This window comes from Fibrisoma limi BUZ 3, from assembly GCF_000296815.2.
GTDB classification, from domain to species: Bacteria; Bacteroidota; Bacteroidia; order Cytophagales; family Spirosomataceae; genus Fibrisoma; species Fibrisoma limi.
Genome location: NZ_CAIT01000010.1, coordinates 465,561 through 484,692 on the forward strand (window position 1 = coordinate 465,561; position 19,132 = coordinate 484,692).

The window sequence follows — 19,132 nt, forward strand, 5'->3', positions numbered from 1 at the left end:
GTTCGGGCAGGTAACCGGCCGTTGTTCCCACAAACTCGCTTCAACTATGAAAAAACGCATGCTGCTTACCGGTGCCAACGGACTGCTGGGCCAGAAATTGGTTGGGCTGCTTACGCAACAGCCCAATATAGACCTGATCGCAACGGCACGAGGTGCCAACCGCCTACCGTATTCGGAAGGCTACACCTACCAGCCAATGGACATCACGGACCGGCAGCAGGTGCTCGATGTGATCAGTGAAACGCAGCCGCAGGTAGTTATTCACACGGCGGCCATGACCGATGTGGATAAGTGCGAAAGTCAGAAGGATGCCTGCTGGGCGCAGAACGTGCAGGCGGTTGAGTATCTGGTTGAAGCCTGCCGGGCAACCAATACGTTCCTGCTCCACGTATCAACAGACTTTATTTTCGACGGTACGGCCGGGCCATACGACGAGGAAGCCGAAGGAAATCCGATCAGCTTCTACGGCTGGAGTAAATACGCGGCCGAAAAAGTAGTCATTCACTCGGGGCTTCGGTGGGCCATTGCCCGTACCGTACTAGTGTATGGCATCGCCCACGACATGAGCCGGAGTAATATCATCCTGTGGGTAAAGAAATCGCTCGAAGAAGGCAAGAATATCAAGGTCGTAACTGACCAATGGCGTAGCCCGACACTGGCCGAAGACCTGGCTACGGGCTGTTACCTGATTGGTGATCAGGAAGCCGAAGGTATTTTCAACATCTCGGGCAAAGAAGTACTGACGCCCTACGAAATGGCGATACGTACCGCCGACTATTTTGGTCTGGATAAGTCGCTCATCGCGCAGGCCGATGCGTCGACCTTTACCCAGCCGGCCCGCCGACCACCGCGTACGGGCTTCATCCTCGACAAGGCCAAGTCGGTGTTGGGCTACAATCCGCACTCGTTCGAAGAGGGGATTGCCGTGCTGGCCGGTCAATTGCAGCAACCAGCATGATAGTACACCTGAAAGTAAAGCCCGGCAGCAAAGTAGATCAGTTGTTCTACGATGAAGCCGGGCTTCTTATTGCCAAAATAAAAGCCCCGGCGCAGGACGGCAAGGCCAACGCATATCTGGTTGAGTTGCTGGCTAAACAGCTCGGTCTGGCTAAATCAAAGGTGACGATCGTCGCGGGTTTTACAAATCCCTACAAACGCTTATCCATTGACGCCGACGAAGAAAGGGTCCGGTTGAAGCTTACTACGTTAGCTGGTTAGGGTTTCATTCGCTTCTTATTTTAAGTAAGTTTTTTAGTAAATAAACGCAAGATTCCCGCTTTCAACGGCAATTGCTTTACCTTTGCTTTTGTGAAAACCGTATGCGTGCATACTAATTTCAAAGAAGCAACATGGCCGAAGCATTCGTTTATGATGCCGTTCGAACCCCACGAGGTCGGGGAAAAAGCGACGGATCGCTGCATGACGTGCAGCCCATTCAATTGCTAACCAGTGTACTGCGCGAACTCCGCGACCGGAATGAACTGGACACGACACTGATCGACGACGTAATTATGGGGTGCGTAACGCCCATTGGTGAACAAGGGGCCGACATAGCCCGCACCGCTGCGCTCGAAGCCGGCTATGCTGAGTCGGTGGCTGGTGTTCAACTAAACCGATTCTGTTCGTCTGGCCTGGAAGCGATCAACATGGCTGCAGCCTACGTTATGTCGGGACAGGTTGATGCCGTTGTTGCAGGGGGCGTTGAATCCATGTCGCGGGTGCCGATGGGCTCCGATGGGGGCGCCTTGTTCATGAATCCCCAGATTGTGGCCCGGCACAACATTGTTCCGCAGGGCATTTCCGCCGATCTTATTGCTACCAAATACGGCTACAGCCGCCAGGATGTTGATACGTTTGCGGCTGAATCATACCGACGCGCTACGGTATCGCAGCAGGAAGGTCGTTTTCACAAAACCCTTGTACCGGTCAGGGACGAGATTGGTGTTACGCTGCTGGATCGCGACGAAGGCGTACGCCCTGACACGACCGCCGAAAGCCTTAGCAAACTGAAGCCTGCCTTCGAGGCAATGGGGCAGATGGGGCTGGATGCGTTGGCCTTGCTCAAATACGCTCAGTATGACCGGATCAACCACGTTCACCACGCCGGAAACTCGTCGCAGATCGTCGACGGTGCGGCAGGGGTACTGATCGGTAGCCGCACGTTTGGCGAACAGGCCGGTTTGAAGCCCCGCGCCCGGATTAAAGCGTTCGCTATTGTCGGCTCCGAACCGACCATTATGCTGACAGGACCACTACCGGCCACCAAAAAGGTGCTGAAACGCGCCGGTATGCAGATCAGTGATATTGATTTGTTTGAGGTAAATGAAGCCTTTGCGGCCGTTCCACTGCTGTTTATGGATGAGTTCGGCGTGGATCATAGCAAACTGAACGTCAACGGGGGCGCAATTGCGCTGGGCCATCCGCTGGGCGCGACCGGCGCTATCATTTCGGCTACGTTGATTGATGAACTCGAACGATCGGGAAAGCAGGTTGGTCTTTCAACGCTTTGCATCGGGGGCGGTATGGGTATCGCGACGATTTTTGAACGAGTGAATTAGATGTCAGACTTTAGGTGCTGGCTATCAGATATTAAACCTATTTCAGGTCAATGTAGAGGTCAGATAGACAGCATCCAACATCCTGGATAAAGATGATTAATTACACCGTAGACCAAAACGTTGCCATCATTAGCTGGCAGATGACCAGCGCACCGATGAACGTACTGAACGACGAATCAATCCCTGCGTTTGAGGCTGCGCTGCAACGGGCTTATGCCGATGAATCCGTAAAGGGCATTATCATTACATCCGACAAGCCGGAATTTGTCGTTGGGGCCGATCTGAAGATGATTCTGCGCAACGCGGACAAAGACCCCAGTGAGATGCTGAAGGTATCGGCCGAGCTTAACCGGGTGTTTCGGAATATCGAAACATCAGGGAAGCCAACCGTCGCAGCTATCAACGGCACGGCGCTGGGTGGTGGGTACGAAATCTGCCTGGCCTGTCACTACCGCGTCGCCCTGGAGAACCCGAAAACGCAAATCGGTTTGGTTGAAGTAACGCTGGGGTTGTTGCCGGGTGCGGGCGGAACACAGCGATTACCCCGTATGCTGGGCTTGCAGGCGGCTCTTCCTCTGCTGGTAGAAGGTCGGAAGGTAAGCGTTCAGGAGGCTAAAAACCTGGGGATGATCGACGAGGTAGCCGCCAGTCGTGAGGAGATGATGGAAAAGGCCCGGGCGTACATTGCGGCTAACGGAACGTCCGACCGGCCAAAACCACTGAAGCCGTGGGATGAGATCGATCGCAAAACTGGTAAGATTGTCGGTAAGGATAACTTCAACGTACCGGGCGGCAATGTTCAGAGCGTAACAGGGGCTCAGGTATTCAGCGCCGGAACGGCCATGCTGATGGATAAAACCAAAGGCAATTACCCGGCCCCGCTCGAAATCATGGCCTGCGTGTACGAAGGCTTACAGGTAAATATGGACCGGGCACTGGTGGTCGAAGCCCGGCACTTTGTTAAAGTTGCCAGGTCGAAAGTAGCTCAAAACCTGATCCGGACGATGTTCCTCGGCATGAACGAGGCCAACAAAGGAGCTAGTCGCCCAAAAGACGTACATAAAACCGACGTCAAAAAAGTAGGTATTCTGGGGGCCGGTATGATGGGCTCGGGGATTGCCTACGTATCGGCGCTGGCGGGTATCGAGGTTGTGTTGAAAGACGTATCGATTGAGGCCGCTGAGAAGGGTAAGGATTACTCACGGAGTCTGCTTAAGAAAGGCGTTGATCGGGGTAAAGTTGACCCGCTGAAAGTAGATGGTATTCTGAATCTGATTAAAGCGACGGATCAGACGGAGGATTTGCACGGCTGTGACCTGATTATCGAAGCGGTGTTTGAAAACCGTGAACTGAAAGCGCAGGTTACAAAGGAAGCCGAACCGATGCTTGCCGAGGGCGGTGTGTTTGGGTCCAATACCTCCACGCTGCCCATCAGTAGCCTGGCTGAAGCTTCAGCCAGACCCGAAAACTTCATTGGTATCCACTTCTTTTCACCCGTGGATAAGATGATGTTGGTAGAAATCATCGTGGGTAAACAGACGTCTGATCACGCCCTGGCGGTGGCGATTGATTACACGCGTAAAATCAAAAAAACGCCAATTGTCGTTAATGACTCACGCGGGTTCTATACATCACGCTGCTTTGGTACGTACACTGCCGAGGGCATGGAATTACTACGCGACGGCGTGAACCCGGTATTGATTGAAAACGCGGGCAAGGATGCCGGAATGCCCGTCGGGCCACTGGCCGTTACTGATGAAGTGGCGCTCGATCTGGTGTACAAAATTTCTGGGCAGGGCGTGAAAGATGGCGCTATCGGCGAAGAGGATACCAGCTACCAGATTGCCAAAAAATTTGTCGAACTGGGCCGGTTGGGTAAGAAAGCCAAAGCGGGCTTCTACGATTATGCAGAAGGCGGCAAACAGCTATGGCCCGGTTTAAGCGAGCTGTTTCCGGTAGCTGAGCAACAGCCAACGCTGGACGAAGTCAAGACTCGCTTGTTATATCGGCAGGCGCTCGAAGCCGTACGCTGCTTTGACGAAGGCGTGGTTCGCACTAAGCTTGATGCCGACCTCGGCTCGATTCTGGCCTGGGGCTTCCCGGCTTACACGGGTGGTGCCTTATCGTTTGTCGATTTTGTTGGTGTCGATACGTTTGTCAAAACGCTCGACCGGCTGGCCGACCAGTACGGCGAACGCTTCCGACCAACCAGTAAGCTCAGAGAGCGGGCCGGAAAAAGCGAATTTGCTTAAGGACTTGCCATCAAGTATTCCTTTGTGCACAGATTATGTGCACAAAGGAATACTTGATGCATTTTAACGGTCATGCCTGGCCTATTCGGACGGAATAGTAGACCTGATCCTCACACCAGCCGAAAACTCATGCGGTGGTACTTTGTCGGGCCGTGCTGACGGATAGCGTCGCGGTGATGTGGCGTTGGATAGCCGACGTTCTGCGCCCAGCCATACGCCGGAAATTCGGCTCCGAGTCGCTCCATCAGGTCGTCCCGGTACGTCTTGGCGAGTATGGAAGCCGCGGCAATGGAAAGATAATGTGCGTCGCCTTTGATGATGCAGGTATGCGGAATCATTGGGTACGGTATGAAGCGGTTGCCGTCGACCAGTAAATGTTCAGGACGGACAGTTAGCGCATCGACGGCCCGGTGCATGGCCAGAAAGCTGGCTTTCAAAATGTTTATCCGGTCGATTTCTTCGTGCGACACCTCTGCCACGGCCCAGGCGATGGCGTCCCGCTCGATGTCAACACGCAGGATTTCGCGCTGCTGGCGGGTCAGTTGTTTTGAGTCGTTCAGGATCGGGTGCGTGTAATCTTTTGGCAGGATAACCGCAGCCGCTACCACAGGCCCGGCCAGACACCCCCGTCCAACCTCGTCCAGCCCGGCTTCGATGGCGTCGGCGTTATAATGTGATTTCAACATATTGGTAAGCGGTTTCCTCTAGTTGCAGCGGCCCGTCAATCTTCCAGAATATTGCCGTAAATGGTATTCTTGAGCAACAACGCAAACAACAGAAAGGCGATGGCCCAGTACAGGTAGATACGGTAATAGTCCTGAACATCTTCGTACACATACGTCCGGACCGGGGCCTTTTCCAGGCGGTTGATCCGGGTAAATATAGCCCGTAGCCGCCCAACATCCGTGGCCCTGAAAAAACCGCCATCGCCAATGCCAGCGATCGTTTTTAAAATTCCCTCGTCAATTGTGGCCGATGCCGTCCGGCTGGAACGCACCGCCCGGCCTACCGCAATGGTATACAACCGAATATCAAAGGCTTTGGCCAGCCGGGCCGCCGTAACGGGGTCCAGGTTGCCGGCCGTATTGTCGCCGTCGCTGAGCAGAATAACAATCTTACTACGTTTCGAGGACGTTGAATCGGTCTGATTACTGGTCGTGTCGGCTGAGGTGGCGAGGGGTTCGCGCATTCGGTTTATACAGCGGGCCAGTGCGTCACCGATGGCCGTTCCCGACGTCGCGATCATGTTGCTGTTCAATTCGCCCAGGTATTGTTTGATCAGGGCGTAGTCGGTGGTGAGTGGGCAAAGCGAGAAGGCTTCGCCAGCAAAAACCACCAGGCCAATCCGGTCATTTTTCCGCCCATTTACGAACGTCTGGGCAACCTGCCGGGCGGCTGCCAGCCGGTTGGGCAACAGATCGCGTTCGGTCATGGACGATGATACGTCGATGGCCAGCATGATGTCGATCCCCTTCGACTGCTCCTCGCGCTGCTGCCGCACAATCTGAGGACGGGCCAGCGCTACTAAGGTCAGGCTGATCCCCAGAAAAACGCTGAGGGGAAGCAGGTACCGTAGCATAGTGGTCAGTGATCTGTCGGCAACTTCGCGGCTTATCGGTAGTCGGGAGGTAGACCGCTGACCGCTTCGCGTACCTCCCAGGGATAGATTTAGCCGCTGCCGCGCCTGTCTGTTTATGTAATACCGTAGTAAGAATAGCAGCACTACGGCCGGAATCGCGTAGAGTGCAAGCGGGTGGGCAAATCGAAATTGTTGCCACTGATCCGGGCTGAACCAGTGGAGCGAATACCATGGTTCCATGTTACGACGGTACAGATAACTGGGTTGATGCGGTCGGTGATGACGAATCCGTTGGTCCATCACTATGCTTGCTGGACGTGCTGGCCAGCAGAGCCGCGCGCTGACGGCGATACGTCTGCGTGGCTACATCGCGCAATAAGCGGAGGGCGGGTTGCGACTGAACCGAAAACGCTCCACCGTAGATCACCCGATCTGCTTCACGCAATGCGTCGACAACGCGTTCGTCGGCTATTCGTTCGGCAATTTCTGTGGTTGTCAGCGACGCAAACGATTGACCTTCCAACCGGCCAAGGTACTCTTTCCAGATTACTATCGCCTGGCTGGTAGTCGTGGTTGCGGTTTCGGCGTTGAGCGTCCGGATCAACTGATTGTAGTTTCGCTGAAAACGCATATGTCTCAGATAAAGCTGATAAAGCCTGATTTTGCGCGAGATCCAGCGCCCGAATAACAGATACAGTAACCCCAGTAGCATACTCAGGCCCGTAACGACAGCGACCAGAATGGGATAGTTAAACTGCTGCCGAAGTTGAATCAACTCCGTATGTGTAGCCAGCGTGGTTGATGCCACTCCGGTTGTATCGGCGGCATTAGCTGCAATTGACGTCCGGAGGAATATCGTATCGGGCTGGGTCATGATCAGCGTACAGTCGGCGTCCCTAACGATACGGATTGGCACCTGAAGCACTTGAGCGGACGTCGTCTCGAATGAAATCAGTGTGTAAACGGCACTATCCCGGCTGATGATGTCGGGCAGTGTTCCGGTCGTGGTTGTCGGAAACGTCGTAACCTGCCGAACCTGATAAGGAGCGAAATGGATAGCCGTATCCGGGAACAAAACTTCTTCTGTTGGCTGATGGCGATACACCAGGGCGTACTGAAACGGTCGCCCAATCTGTATGCTGTCGGTCAGAAAACGTCCCACAGGCGGTACCTGCGCCCTAAGCGAAAGCGAGAGCAAGCAAATCAGCGATAGGATTCGAACGACGAAAATCAATACGTAACGCGGTTTCAGGGTTAACAGGTTTGGGCAACGAACCATTAAAAATAACCGGATCAGTACCGGCGAATACGGAATAATTCGACCAGTTTGGGTACAAAATCTTCCTGCGACTCGAGTGCGAGGTAATTGGCATTGTATTGTTTACACAGCCGCTCCAGCCGGGTCTGGGTCTGACGAAACGAGTCGCGCAGGGTATTGCGGAATGACCGGGACGACGTATTGATCCAGGTCGTCCGGCCGGTTTCGACGTCGTGAACCGGAATAATACCCAGTTCAGGCAGGTTTACCTCGCGCTGATCATACAGGTGAATGACCACCAGATCGTGTTTTTTAGCCAGTGCTTTGAGGTTATGCTCGTAGCTCTGGTCGATGAAATCCGACAGCAGAATGACCACGCTCCGGCGTTTCAGTACGTTCAGCGTAAACAGGATCGCATCCGCCAGGTTGGTTCGGATCGACTCCGGTTGTAGCTTGAAGAGGCTCATGATGAGCTGATAACCGGTTTTCATACTGTTCGACGGCTTGATGTACCGCTCTTTCTGGTCGGAAAAACAGTACAGGCCAACGTGGCTGGCTTCGCGAATAGCCGACATCGCCAGCACACCACATACCTCTTTGGTCGTGTCGAGTTTAGCCCGGTGCGAAGGACCCACCTGCTGCGATGCACTGACATCGACAACAAAAAATACGGTCTGGTCTTTTTCTTCGCGGAAAACCTTCACGAACGTACCATGCCCTTTTGACGATACGTTCCAGTCGATAGCCCGCACGTCGTCGCCGTACTGGTAGGTACGCAGGTCGGCAAATTCAAGCCCAGTTCCCTTAAACACTGACCGAAAACTGCCGCGCATCTGCGAGTTAACCGCTTTCCGGATGCGGATGTCGAAATTACGCAGGCGAGCTAAAAATTCATCCATAGGGCAAAGCAGCCACGAAACAGCCTGGGCTGGGCAAAGTTGCTGCGTGGCAGTCAGATTGTGCGAATCAATCCCGAACTTTGCAGATCGGGATTTTGTACAAAAATAACGTAGAAACCCATGCATCAGATTATGTTGACCCGCATCAGATTTATTGGGATGCTTTTGCTGGCCGTATGGATCGGGCAGGCATGCAGCACGACCGATAATAACCGGCCGAAAAACCTGATTCCACAGGAGCGCATGGCCGAGATTCTGACCGAGGTACACATGGCCGAAGCGCGCGTGGGCCGGTTGGGTATCGCCACGATCGATTCATCCAATATCATATATAGGCGGCTCGAAAAGGGCATTCTGAAAAAATACCAGGTCGATACGTCAGCCTACACCCGGAGCTACGTCTACTACTCGTCGCATCCCGACGAGATGGAAGCTATTTATAAACAGGTGGTCGATAATCTGAAGCAAAAGATTGACTCCAGTTCTAAAACCCGTCTATGACTATCGGTATCATTGGCGCCGGTATTTCAGGATTAACCCTGGCCTACGAGTTGCAACGGCGCGGCATTGACTATCAACTCTGGGAAGCCTCAGCCGAACCCGGTGGCTACATCCGGTCGCGCCGTGAAGGAAACTACCTTCGCGAGTATGGACCTAACTCTCTGCTGGGTAATGATGACCTCCTGCGCTGGCTTGACGAACTTGGTCTGACCGCCGATATTACGTTCAGCAAGCCGGTCAGTAAGGCCCGATACATCTACCGTGACGGGCAATATCGCAAACTGCCAACGGGACCGTTGTCGTTGTTGTTTGGCAGCTTTTTTAGCTGGAGCACAAAGCTGGCGGTTCTCCGTGAGCGTACTAACCGTACTGTTTCGCCCCCCAACGAAACGCTGGGGCAGTTTTTCCGGCGTCGGTTTACGGCCGAAATCGTCGATTACGCCCTGGGGCCGTTTGTGGCCGGCATCTACGCCGGTGATCCTGAGCGGCTGCTGGTATCCGAAACCTTCCCCATGCTGCTGCAATACGAACGGGAGTATGGCTCAGTGCTGCGCGGATTCATCAAAAACCAGGGCGCGGCCGGTCGCCGACAGTCGTTCAGTTTTCGGGAGGGGATGCATATGTTGCCTCGGGCGCTGGCCGACAGATTGACCAATCTATCCCTCAATGATCCCGTCAGTAGCATCAGCCGCACGGTGGGGGGCTGGCAGGTAGAGAGCGCTACGGGATCACAGACCGTTGACCAACTGGTGCTTGCTGTCAGCACTGATGCCGCTGCCCGGCTTCTTGAACCGATCGATGCCGACTTCGCTGCCGACCTCCGGCAGGTGGTGTATCCGCCGATGACCGCCGTACATTCAGCCTATCGCCGGGCCGACGTCCAACACCCGCTGGACGGATTTGGCGGACTTAACCCTAAGGTGGAAGGGCGTTTTGCCGCTGGTCATATCTGGAGCAGTTCGATATTTGATGGTCGGTGCCCTGCTGATGAGGTACTGATCACTACGTTTGTGGGAGGGTTACAGAATCCTGACAATGCCCGCCAGCCCGACGACATCATATTTCAGCGCGTGCATCAGGAGCTGGCCGAAAGCTTCGGCATCCGGGGCAGTGAACCAAACTGGCGGGCTATCTACCGCTGGGAACGGGCTATTCCGCAATATGATGCTAATTTATTGCCTGTTAATCAGTGGGTTGAACAGTACGAGTCTGAGGGCTTGCTTGTCTGCGCTAACTGGCATGGAGGATTGTCGTTAGCTGATTGTATACAAAAAGGCCGTACGATGGCGGTCCAGCTAGCGGATAAATCATTGATTAACAAATTTTAATAGTTAAATTGTACAAAGAGCGGCCCTTTTGCTGTTGTATAAATGAGTCCCATAAGTTTGCTAACCTCCTCTGTTGCCGTGAAAGAACGCCTGGTAGTAATCCCGACATACAACGAAATCGAAAACATTGAGGCTATCATTCGCAAGGTGTTCAGCTTGTCGAAGCCATTTGATGTCCTGATTGTCGACGATGGTTCGCCCGATGGCACGGCCCAGCGCGTCCGGGATCTGCAGGAGGAGTTTGGTACGCAACTGCATCTGCTCGAACGGCGCGGAAAACTTGGACTCGGTACCGCCTACATCGACGGCTTTAAGTGGGCGCTGGCCCGGGGGTACCAGTACCTTTTTGAGATGGACGCCGACTTTTCGCATAACCCCGAGGACCTGGTGCGGCTCTACCATGCCTGCGCTAACGAAGGAGCCGATGTGGCCGTCGGGTCGCGGTATATTAAGGGCGTCAACGTTGTGAACTGGCCGATGGGCCGGGTGCTGATGTCCTATTTCGCGGGCGTTTACGTCCGGTTCATTACGGGCATGTCGGTTATGGACCCAACCGCCGGATTTGTCTGTTACCGCAGCGAAGTACTGGAAGTAATTCTTCAGCGACCCATCAAATTTGTCGGATACGCCTTCCAGATCGAAATGAAGTTTACGTGCTGGAAATACGGTTTTAAGATCGTTGAGGTACCCATCATCTTCACCGATCGGACCAAAGGCGTTTCCAAGATGTCGACCCGTATTTTTAAAGAAGCTGTTTTTGGGGTTATCCAAATGAAAATCAGTAGTTTCTTTAAGCATTACATTCCCAGCAAACCTAAAGCCATAGCCGAGCCTGAGCCTGTCGATACGGTATAACGGTTATTTACTTAGCGACCGCTGCGCGTTTCGGTCCAGAGCCACGTACGGCGAATTATGGCTGACATACTCCGGAATGGCTTCCTTCAGAATACTAACCAGCAACGTATTGTCGACATACTGAAGAGCTTGCTCTAACTGACTAATGGCCTGTTGCAACTGGTAGGCATCCGGCGTTTGTAAGCGAGCAATCAAAATTTTCGGGTGGTGGGTTGGTAGCGTCGACTCGGTCGAATTCAACAGTTCTTCGTATAGTTTTTCTCCCGGACGCAGGCCCGTAAATTCCAGCGCAATGTCCTGATTTACCCGATAACCAGAGAGGTGAATCATCTGACGAGCCAGGTCGGCGATACGAACGGGCTGCCCCATATCAAACACGAACACTTCGTTGCCCTGACCCATCGCGGCCGCTTCGAGCACGAGCTGGCAGGCTTCCGGGATGGTCATAAAATAACGGATGATGTCAGGATGAGTCACCGTTACCGGGCCACCTGCCTCAATCTGCTGCTTAAAAATCGGTACGACCGACCCACTCGACCCCAGTACGTTGCCGAATCGCGTCGTGATAAATCGCGTTGATGATCCCGTAAAACTGGCTTGAGAAAGGTCATTCAGGCTCTGTAGATACATTTCGGCCAGCCGCTTGGTGGCTCCCATTACGTTGGTTGGGTTGACGGCCTTGTCGGTCGACACCAGCACAAACTTTTTAACCTTAAACGCCAGGGCCAGATTAGCTACAATTTTGGTACCCAATACGTTCACCTTAACGGCTTCATAGGGGTGCTCTTCCATGAGAGGCACGTGCTTGTAAGCAGCCGCATGAAAAACGAATTGGGGAAGATACTGCTGGAACAACTGCTGCATCCGATCGGCATCCGTAACATCGGCAACCTGGGGCGTCAGGATGGCATCAGCACCAATGTGGTTGGGGAGTCGGCGTAACCGAAAGATCAGGTCATACAATGCCGATTCAGCCTGGTCGACCAGGATAATTCGGGCTGGTTCGTGGTTCAGTAACTGCCGGACCAGTTCGCTCCCGATTGACCCCGCAGCCCCCGTAACCAGGATGGTCTGGTTGCGTAGCAGATCATCAACGGCCGTACTGTCCAGCCGGATCGTCGGCCGTCCCAGAAGGTCTTCAACCGAAATCTCAGGTCCCTTGCGCTGACTACTTTTGCCGTTCATCCAATCCTGAGCCGATGGAACTATGGTGCTACTAAGCTGATACTGTTGCAGGAAGCCGGAGATCTCGTGACGACGCTGCCCCTGAAGCGTAGCAATTGCCAGAATAACCTGTGGTTTGCGGGGGGCGTGGAGAAATACCGCGGCTACTTCCAAAGGACTATAAACTTTAACACCCCGTACCGTTTTCCCCGTTTTGGTTGGGTTGTCGTCGATAAAGCCCAGAATCCGATACCGCTGTCGGCGGTCGCGCTGTAGCATATCTTTCGTACGAGTACCCAGATCCCCAGCCCCGTAGATCAAGACGTCCTGGTAGTCGCCCCTAGGACTATCGAGTAGTTTGTAATACAGATACTTGATGCCAAATCGGATGCCAATCAGCAAGACCATGCTGATGAAATACTCAATCGCCAGAATGGACGCCGGAATGTAGAGCCATGATTCCGCTAAAAAACGGCTTAGTGCATAGGAACCGAAGCCGGCCAGTAAGCTACTGAACGTAACGGCCTGGGTAATCAATTGCGCGTCTTCAACGCCGGTGTGCCGGATTATACCCTGAAACGGCCGAATCAGGATGAACAGCAAAAACCGACTAACCAGTAATGCAACGAGGTGGAAGTTGTGCCAGTTGGCAGGATCAACGGTAAAATTGAAGCGTAACATCCAAGCACAGACGAACGCAAACAAGGTGACCGCCAGATCAACTGACAGCACCAACAGGCGAGGGGCGAAGCGATTCGCGAACCTCGTCGACAGTAAATGAATCATAAAAAGTGTACGGTGGAGCCTGCCCGACACCAATAGTTAAAAAATGGTGTCAAAGCGGCCCGGCAAAAATAATGGTACACTTTAATTAAGCAATTAATATTTCAATAAAGTGACTTAACGTAATAGGTTTACCCGATTACGTACTTTGCTAAAGAATTTTATATTGCTTTCTCTATAGCAAATAAAGAGAGCTATTCCTGAGCATAATTACTCAAGTCCTGAACCCGCCTGGGCTGCACGGACTAAGTGGCTATACCGCTTGTTTTGGGCGTTTGTAAAGCGGAACCGTACTACATGGCTCACCAAACAGCAGGCTCTGCACCACCGGCCGAAGCACCCGGGTCAGTTCAACGTAAGCGGCCGTAGGAACGGGAACCTTGCTGCATCCCTTAACCACCACCCGGACGTCTCGATAATCTTCCGGATTGATTTGAGCAATCGCGTCAAAATATAGCTTTTCTTCCAGGTCCGTAAGACTGCCGAACACGATGGTGTTCGCATACGGCTGGAGTTGAAGCGTCAGCAGCATATACGCCCAGGTTGGAACAATCGCATCTTCCGAACACGTAATGGCTACGTTTTTTCCGGCGTACTGGCTCCAGTCGTGCTCTTTCAGAAAGGCGCGGAAATCTTTTTCTTTCAGGATAAGCCCCATGTACAGATTGTCTTTCAGGTCGTAGACAACCCGCTCGCCGGGGTGATAGTAGTCCTCAAGATCAAGTGTAACCAGGCCGCTACCGGCCACCCGGTTGACTATTTCAGTTTCCATACATCTGTGTTTTAAAAGGTCAATGTTTCAGGCTTCAGGTGCCAAATCAAGGGGTTGTTGCACACGCTGGTTTTGAAACTTGGGACCTGAAACATTGAAGGTGAAACAATAGGTAAACACCGAAAGGTTTCGGGCTTTTTTTGCTACTTTTGTTCTTATATCTTTATACGAAACGCCCTAAACGATTGGCCCATGAAATTCATCGTTTCCTCGTCCGTACTACTCAAAAACCTTCAGAACATTAACGGCGTCGTGGCAACCAACCCGATAGTGCCGATCCTTGAAAACTTTCTGTTTCGCCTGGAAGATGGGACGCTTACCGTAACGGCGTCGGATCTACAGACGACCATGACTACGCAGATTCCGGTGGAGTCGTCGGAGAACGGTGCCATTGCGATTCCGGCCAAGCTGCTGCTGGATACGCTGCGGAGCCTGCCCGAGCAACCCGTTACGTTCAATATCGACACCGATACGTTTGGTACCGAAATTCTGACCGATAACGGTCGCTACAAACTATCCGGCGAAAACCCGATTGACTTCCCGAAACTGCCGACGGTGAATAAAAACCTGGCTGTGGAACTGACGTCGGATGCGCTGCTGGGAGCTATCAACAACACCGTTTTTGCGACGAGCACCGATGACCTGCGCCCGGCCATGACGGGTGTGTACCTGCAACTCAGCGAAGACAACGCTACGTTCGTCGCTACGGACGGTCACCGGCTGATTCGCTACCGGCGCACCGACCTGAACTCATCGGCCAATACGTCGATGATTGTTCCGCGGAAAGCCCTGCAGCTACTGAAATCATCGCTGCCCGAAAATGTACCGGTAAAAGCCGAATTCAGCCAGGCGAATGCGTCGTTTTCGTTCGGACCAACACAACTCATCTGCCGCCTGATCGACGAGCGTTTTCCGGATTATGAAAACGCCATCCCGACCAATAACCCGAATGTGATGACCATTGGCCGGACAGACCTGCTCAACTCGCTGAAGCGGATTATGATTTACGCCAACCGGACTACGCACCAGATCCGGCTGTCGCTCAAGACGAACTCGCTGACCATTTCGGCCGAAGACCTCGATTACTCGAACGAAGCCAACGAGAAACTGCTCTGCGACTACGACGGCGATGCGATGGAGATTGGTTTCAATGCCAAGCTGATGTCGGAGATGCTGAGTAACCTGAGCGCCCGCATGATCTCGCTCGAGCTGTCGGCACCGAACCGTGCTGGTCTGCTCATCCCGGCCGACAAGGAAGAAAACGAAGATATTCTGATGCTGGTGATGCCTGTTATGTTGAATACATACGCTTAAAAAGGATAAAAGGAGGACGGGAGGAAAGGAGAAAGGGTGACGGTACCCTGCTTCTTTCCTCCCGTCCTCCTTTTATCCTTTTCTCCTCATGAAAAAGAACCACGCCCTCACCTTCATTTTTATTACGCTGCTGATCGACGTTACGGGGCTGGGGATCATCATCCCGGTTTTCCCGAAACTTATTGAGCAGTTAATCGATGGCAATCTGAGCGAAGCAGCCAGCTACGGTGGCTGGCTGACGTTTTCGTACGCCATCATGCAATTTGTATTCTCACCAGTGCTGGGTGGCCTCAGCGATCGGTACGGTCGACGGCCGGTGCTGCTTTTCTCACTTTTAGGATTTAGTATCGATTATCTGTTTCAGGGGTTTGCGCCATCTATCGGCTGGCTGTTTGTTGGGCGACTGGTTGCGGGCATTACCGGTGCCAGTTTTACAACAGCCAATGCCTACATTGCCGATGTCAGCGAACCCGAGAAACGGGCGCAAAATTTTGGTCTCGTCGGAGCTGCGTTTGGTGTTGGGTTCATTCTGGGACCGATTCTGGGAGGGCTGCTGGCCCGCTTTGGTCCGCGAACGCCGTTCTTCGTAGCGGCCGGACTGGCCATGCTCAACGTACTGTACGGCTTTTTTATCCTGCCGGAATCACTGGCCCCCGAAAACCGACGGCCGTTCGACTGGCGACGGGCTAATCCGATCGGATCGCTTCAGCGACTCGGCCGGTATCCGGTTATTATTGGGCTGGTTGCCTCCCTGGTGCTGATTTATCTGGCTGGTTTTGCCATTCAGGGGACCTGGACGTTCTACGTCATGGAGAAATTCAAGTGGAACGAGCAGACGGTAGGGTGGTCGCTGGGAGCTATTGGTCTGTCGTTCGCGATCGTGCAGGGTGGACTGAGCCGCGTTATTGTGCCGAAAGTCGGTCAGCGAAAAGCGCTGCTGATCGGCTTGTTGTTCTATTCACTCGGACTTACCTGTTTCGCCTTCGCTACCCAGAGCTGGATGATGTTCCTGTTCATGGTGCCCTACGCGCTGGGCGGTCTGGCCGGGCCGTCGTTGCAGTCGATCATCACAGGGCAAGTGCCATCAAACGAACAGGGAGAACTGCAGGGAGCTTTAACGAGCCTGGTCAGTGTAACGTCTATTGTCGGGCCGGTTATGATGACGAACCTGTTCTCGTATTTCACCTCCCGTACAACACCTGTTTATTTTCCCGGAGCGCCATATCTATTGGGGGCAGTACTGATCCTGATTAGTGCGTTGCTGGCCCGCAGGGCAATTACGTAGCAAATGGCTGTGACAGCGTGCGACATGGCAACAAGTAGTGAGGTCAATCTGTTGACCTTTAAATAGGGAAACGTTAGCTCTAACTACCTGTGGAAGATGGAACGTAGCGAAATTACAGAACGGTTTAGAGGCTGGTATGAGCAACATACCAATGGTGCACTGACGCAGCATCAGCCTCAGTTCTGGATTATTTTCTGGTTAATGGCCGTGCTCAGCGTTGTACTGTATTGTCTACTTGATCGGCACGTTGACCCATTTCTGAATGGCGGTAGTGGTCATTTGCTAGCGTACATCTGCGTAGCGTTACCCATGCTTGCACTACGCAGGCTGCATTTACAGGCTTTCTTTATAATTGCCTCAGGTATAGTAAACGTCTTTATTTTCTAAAGGCTTTATGTGTTTCCTGTAGCTGCCTCCCAAGGCGTAGCAGGACGCTCAGCGATCAGATTCGCTGGTGATGCCACCGAACAATCTCGTCGTTTTCACGGCTTTTGATGAAGCCGTTTTTTAGCAAAACCCCCTGCGATGCGTGATTATCGATGTGCGTATCGGCAATAACAGTTTGTAGATTTGGGTTTTCGAACGCCCAGTTGAGCAGTTCCTGCATGGCTTCAGTAGCGTAGCCCTGCCGCCGATACTTACGTAGCAGACTGTAGCCAACCATAGTTTCGCCAGCGTCGTTTGGCAGACCGGCGAGCCCAATGCCGCCCACGGATATATTTTGATCTTTGGGGACGATCTCCCAGTTTGTAAACCACATGTATTGGCTTGGGTACCGTTCGGTGTTTGGAAGCCAGTAATTTTGAAGGGCGTCAATGACTTCGGTGTAATATTCGGGTTCGAGATCGTACGGCTCCGGCGTCAGGCCAAGTATTCGTTCGAGCAGCGTTCGGCTTCGCAACCATAAGGATAAATGCTGACTCGTCAGCGGAATAAGTCGCAGGCGGGTAGTTTCAAGGAAGAACATGATCGGATAAAGGTAGTTGATTTAGCAGGTAAACAAATAAGCTCCGGGGGTAAACCGGAGCTTATTTGTGAATAGCTGGCTAATAATCAGTCCTTTTCTCGGAATTATTTTGAAGCAGGTTCTACATCGGCAGGGCGTAGGTACCAGCCAATCCGACGAACCTCAAACATCGCCCGTTTGTACATGGCCTTCAGTACGCCACCGTCGCGGGCGAGCAGGCGGTCGCTGCTCCAGACGTGACCAGCCGTCGACGTAACGCGCTGAATCCGGCCTTTCTTGAGCAACATCATTGCCATCCAGCCGTCGTCGCTTTCGATGTCGACGCCCCGTTTGAACGACGTATTAAAACCGCCAACGCTGAGGGCATCGTCCCGCCGGAACGCACTGCTGAAGCCCATTACGTTTACGCATTCGTAGCCTCGAAGCCGACGAAGCCGAAACATGAGCCGGGCGGCTGTTTCATGAATGATCAGAGCTGCCCGGGAGTTTACGTCGCTCGGAACAAACGAATAGGTGGTGTAGGTACAGGCGACCTCCTGATTACGTAGCGGATCGACCAGTGCATCAACCCAACCGGGCGGATACAGGCAGTCCGAATCTGCATTGACGATGTACGTACCGCGAGCTGCGGTTAGAGCAGCCTGCCGTGCAAAGGCCGCACCCTGATCCGTCACAAACAGCGAACGGACCCCACAGGCATCGAGCAGTTCCTGCGTGCGGTCTTTGGAGTTGTTGTTGGAAACGATCAACTCCGTCCGGTAGCGGGTTTGCTGATTTCCCAGCGAAGAAAGCATGTTCAGAATGCTTTCTTCCTCGTTATACGCCGGAATAATAATAGACACCTCCGGGTCATCTACCCGGAACTGCGCCAGTCGGGATCGTAAGTCTTCAAGCCGCTCCGGCGATACCGCCCCAGGCGTATAGGTGAAGCGGTGCGGTTGCAGCCAGGCTGGTAAGGTTGGATAAATCATGCGTTGCCGGGTACGAATACATTAATCGGACGGCTACGAAAATACGTCCCTCCTGAGCAACAGCGTAATAAATTGAGTGAAAGGCGATCAGAGTTTAAATACGGCGCTAAATCGGAGCGTCATCTGATCCTCTACTTTCAGGCCCATTAAGGAGGGGCGTTCAATGTTATGGCTACTCAGGGTTACCGGAAAATCGCCTTCGATTGTCAGCCGTCCGTTCTCTTCTTTGCTGATAGCCTGCAAGGTAATGGGGCGCGTTACGCCGTGGAAGGTCAGATTTCCCCGGGCCGTCAGGGTGCCGTCTTCGCTGGGTTTCAGTTCGGAACTGACAAAAGTAACGTTCGGGTATTTCAACCCTTCGAGCACTTCCAGCGCGTGCGAATCGCGATTACTGTTTTTACTGTCAAAAGAGGCCACCTTGATAGATACAGCAACGCTCTCTATCTGCTTTGAGTCATCGTTGTACATAACGGCGCAACTGACATCCCGACTTACGCCTTCCCAGTTATGCAATGGATGCCTGGCCGCATACGTAACGGTCGAAAGCGATTTATCGGCCACCAGTTTTCGTTTTGCCTTCGGCGCTACGAACGCAGATAGGCACAGTAGGGCCAGCAGGCCGCTAAAAATCAAAATTCGTTTCATA

Annotated in this window: 18 protein-coding genes; 9 read left to right on the top strand and 9 right to left on the bottom strand. The window is 53.1% G+C overall.

All coding sequences use genetic code 11. The annotated features are described in order from the left end of the window. Window positions 1-46 precede the first annotated feature (46 nt). The 4 genes from BN8_RS29910 to BN8_RS29925 all read left to right on the top strand — a co-directional run bounded on the left by BN8_RS29910 (window position 47) and on the right by BN8_RS29925 (window position 4,810). Window positions 47-958, top strand: coding sequence for an SDR family oxidoreductase (locus tag BN8_RS29910; RefSeq protein ID WP_009285708.1), 912 nt, complete (start codon window positions 47-49; stop codon window positions 956-958). Continuing rightward, on the top strand, window positions 955-1,218 hold the full coding sequence (locus BN8_RS29915; RefSeq protein ID WP_009285709.1) for a DUF167 domain-containing protein: 264 nt from the start codon (window positions 955-957) through the stop codon (window positions 1,216-1,218). The genes BN8_RS29910 and BN8_RS29915 overlap by 4 nt, the downstream gene beginning before the upstream one ends. Before the next feature lie 131 nt (window positions 1,219-1,349). Next, the gene (locus BN8_RS29920; protein WP_009285710.1) at window positions 1,350-2,558 is read left to right on the top strand and encodes an acetyl-CoA C-acetyltransferase; all 1,209 of its coding nucleotides are present in this window, start codon (window positions 1,350-1,352) and stop codon (window positions 2,556-2,558) included. 92 nt (window positions 2,559-2,650) lie between these two features. Next, a complete protein-coding gene (locus BN8_RS29925; protein ID WP_009285711.1) occupies window positions 2,651-4,810 on the top strand; it encodes a 3-hydroxyacyl-CoA dehydrogenase NAD-binding domain-containing protein in 2,160 nt (719 codons plus the stop codon). 110 nt (window positions 4,811-4,920) lie between these two features. On the opposite strand, the gene rnhB is transcribed toward BN8_RS29925, so the two are convergent. The 4 genes from rnhB to BN8_RS29945 all read right to left on the bottom strand — a co-directional run bounded on the left by rnhB (window position 4,921) and on the right by BN8_RS29945 (window position 8,546). Beyond that, on the bottom strand, window positions 4,921-5,496 hold the full coding sequence (gene rnhB, locus BN8_RS29930) for a ribonuclease HII (RefSeq protein WP_009285712.1): 576 nt from the start codon (window positions 5,494-5,496) through the stop codon (window positions 4,921-4,923). A 35-nt stretch (window positions 5,497-5,531) separates the two neighbouring features. Then, a complete protein-coding gene (locus BN8_RS29935) occupies window positions 5,532-6,629 on the bottom strand; it encodes a VWA domain-containing protein (RefSeq protein WP_040007078.1) in 1,098 nt (365 codons plus the stop codon). A 1-nt stretch (window position 6,630) separates the two neighbouring features. Then, a complete protein-coding gene (locus tag BN8_RS29940; protein WP_192579108.1) occupies window positions 6,631-7,551 on the bottom strand; it encodes a hypothetical protein in 921 nt (306 codons plus the stop codon). Window positions 7,552-7,682: 131 nt separating this feature from the next. Then, the gene (locus BN8_RS29945) at window positions 7,683-8,546 is read right to left on the bottom strand and encodes a DUF58 domain-containing protein (protein WP_040007080.1); all 864 of its coding nucleotides are present in this window, start codon (window positions 8,544-8,546) and stop codon (window positions 7,683-7,685) included. Between the two features lie 120 nt (window positions 8,547-8,666). Here BN8_RS29945 and BN8_RS29950 point away from each other — a divergent pair, with 120 nt between their 5' ends. The 3 genes from BN8_RS29950 (at window position 8,667) to BN8_RS29960 (ending at window position 11,230) form a co-directional block, all read left to right on the top strand. Continuing rightward, on the top strand, window positions 8,667-9,047 hold the full coding sequence (locus BN8_RS29950) for a DUF4296 domain-containing protein (RefSeq protein WP_009285716.1): 381 nt from the start codon (window positions 8,667-8,669) through the stop codon (window positions 9,045-9,047). After that, window positions 9,044-10,375, top strand: a complete 1,332-nt coding sequence (hemG, locus tag BN8_RS29955) for a protoporphyrinogen oxidase (protein ID WP_009285717.1) — start codon at window positions 9,044-9,046, stop codon at window positions 10,373-10,375. Before BN8_RS29950 ends, hemG begins: the two co-directional genes overlap by 4 nt. 78 nt (window positions 10,376-10,453) lie before the next feature. Next, window positions 10,454-11,230 carry a polyprenol monophosphomannose synthase gene (locus BN8_RS29960; RefSeq protein WP_040007083.1) on the top strand — a complete coding sequence of 259 codons (777 nt, stop codon included), beginning with the start codon at window positions 10,454-10,456 and terminating at the stop codon, window positions 11,228-11,230. A 3-nt stretch (window positions 11,231-11,233) separates the two neighbouring features. On the opposite strand, the gene BN8_RS29965 is transcribed toward BN8_RS29960, so the two are convergent. Beyond that, window positions 11,234-13,180 (bottom strand): polysaccharide biosynthesis protein, encoded by a 1,947-nt coding sequence (locus tag BN8_RS29965; protein ID WP_009285719.1) that lies wholly within the window; start codon window positions 13,178-13,180, stop codon window positions 11,234-11,236. A gap of 250 nt (window positions 13,181-13,430) precedes the next feature. Further along, on the bottom strand, window positions 13,431-13,949 hold the full coding sequence (locus tag BN8_RS29970) for a DUF2480 family protein (RefSeq protein ID WP_009285720.1): 519 nt from the start codon (window positions 13,947-13,949) through the stop codon (window positions 13,431-13,433). Window positions 13,950-14,141: 192 nt separating this feature from the next. Between BN8_RS29970 and dnaN the strand changes: the two genes are divergently transcribed. Continuing rightward, a complete protein-coding gene (gene dnaN / locus BN8_RS29975) occupies window positions 14,142-15,263 on the top strand; it encodes a DNA polymerase III subunit beta (protein ID WP_009285721.1) in 1,122 nt (373 codons plus the stop codon). 88 nt (window positions 15,264-15,351) lie between these two features. After that, window positions 15,352-16,548 carry a TCR/Tet family MFS transporter gene (locus tag BN8_RS29980; RefSeq protein WP_009285722.1) on the top strand — a complete coding sequence of 399 codons (1,197 nt, stop codon included), beginning with the start codon at window positions 15,352-15,354 and terminating at the stop codon, window positions 16,546-16,548. 442 nt (window positions 16,549-16,990) lie between these two features. Here the strand turns inward: BN8_RS29980 and BN8_RS29990 are convergent, their stop codons facing one another. The 3 genes from BN8_RS29990 to BN8_RS30000 form a co-directional block, all read right to left on the bottom strand. Then, window positions 16,991-17,515 (bottom strand): GNAT family N-acetyltransferase, encoded by a 525-nt coding sequence (locus BN8_RS29990; RefSeq protein ID WP_009285723.1) that lies wholly within the window; start codon window positions 17,513-17,515, stop codon window positions 16,991-16,993. 104 nt (window positions 17,516-17,619) lie between these two features. Beyond that, window positions 17,620-18,486 (bottom strand): glycosyltransferase family 2 protein, encoded by an 867-nt coding sequence (locus BN8_RS29995; RefSeq protein WP_009285724.1) that lies wholly within the window; start codon window positions 18,484-18,486, stop codon window positions 17,620-17,622. An 87-nt stretch (window positions 18,487-18,573) separates the two neighbouring features. Continuing rightward, window positions 18,574-19,131 carry a YceI family protein gene (locus tag BN8_RS30000; protein WP_009285725.1) on the bottom strand — a complete coding sequence of 186 codons (558 nt, stop codon included), beginning with the start codon at window positions 19,129-19,131 and terminating at the stop codon, window positions 18,574-18,576. Between the last annotated feature and the right edge of the window lies 1 nt (window position 19,132).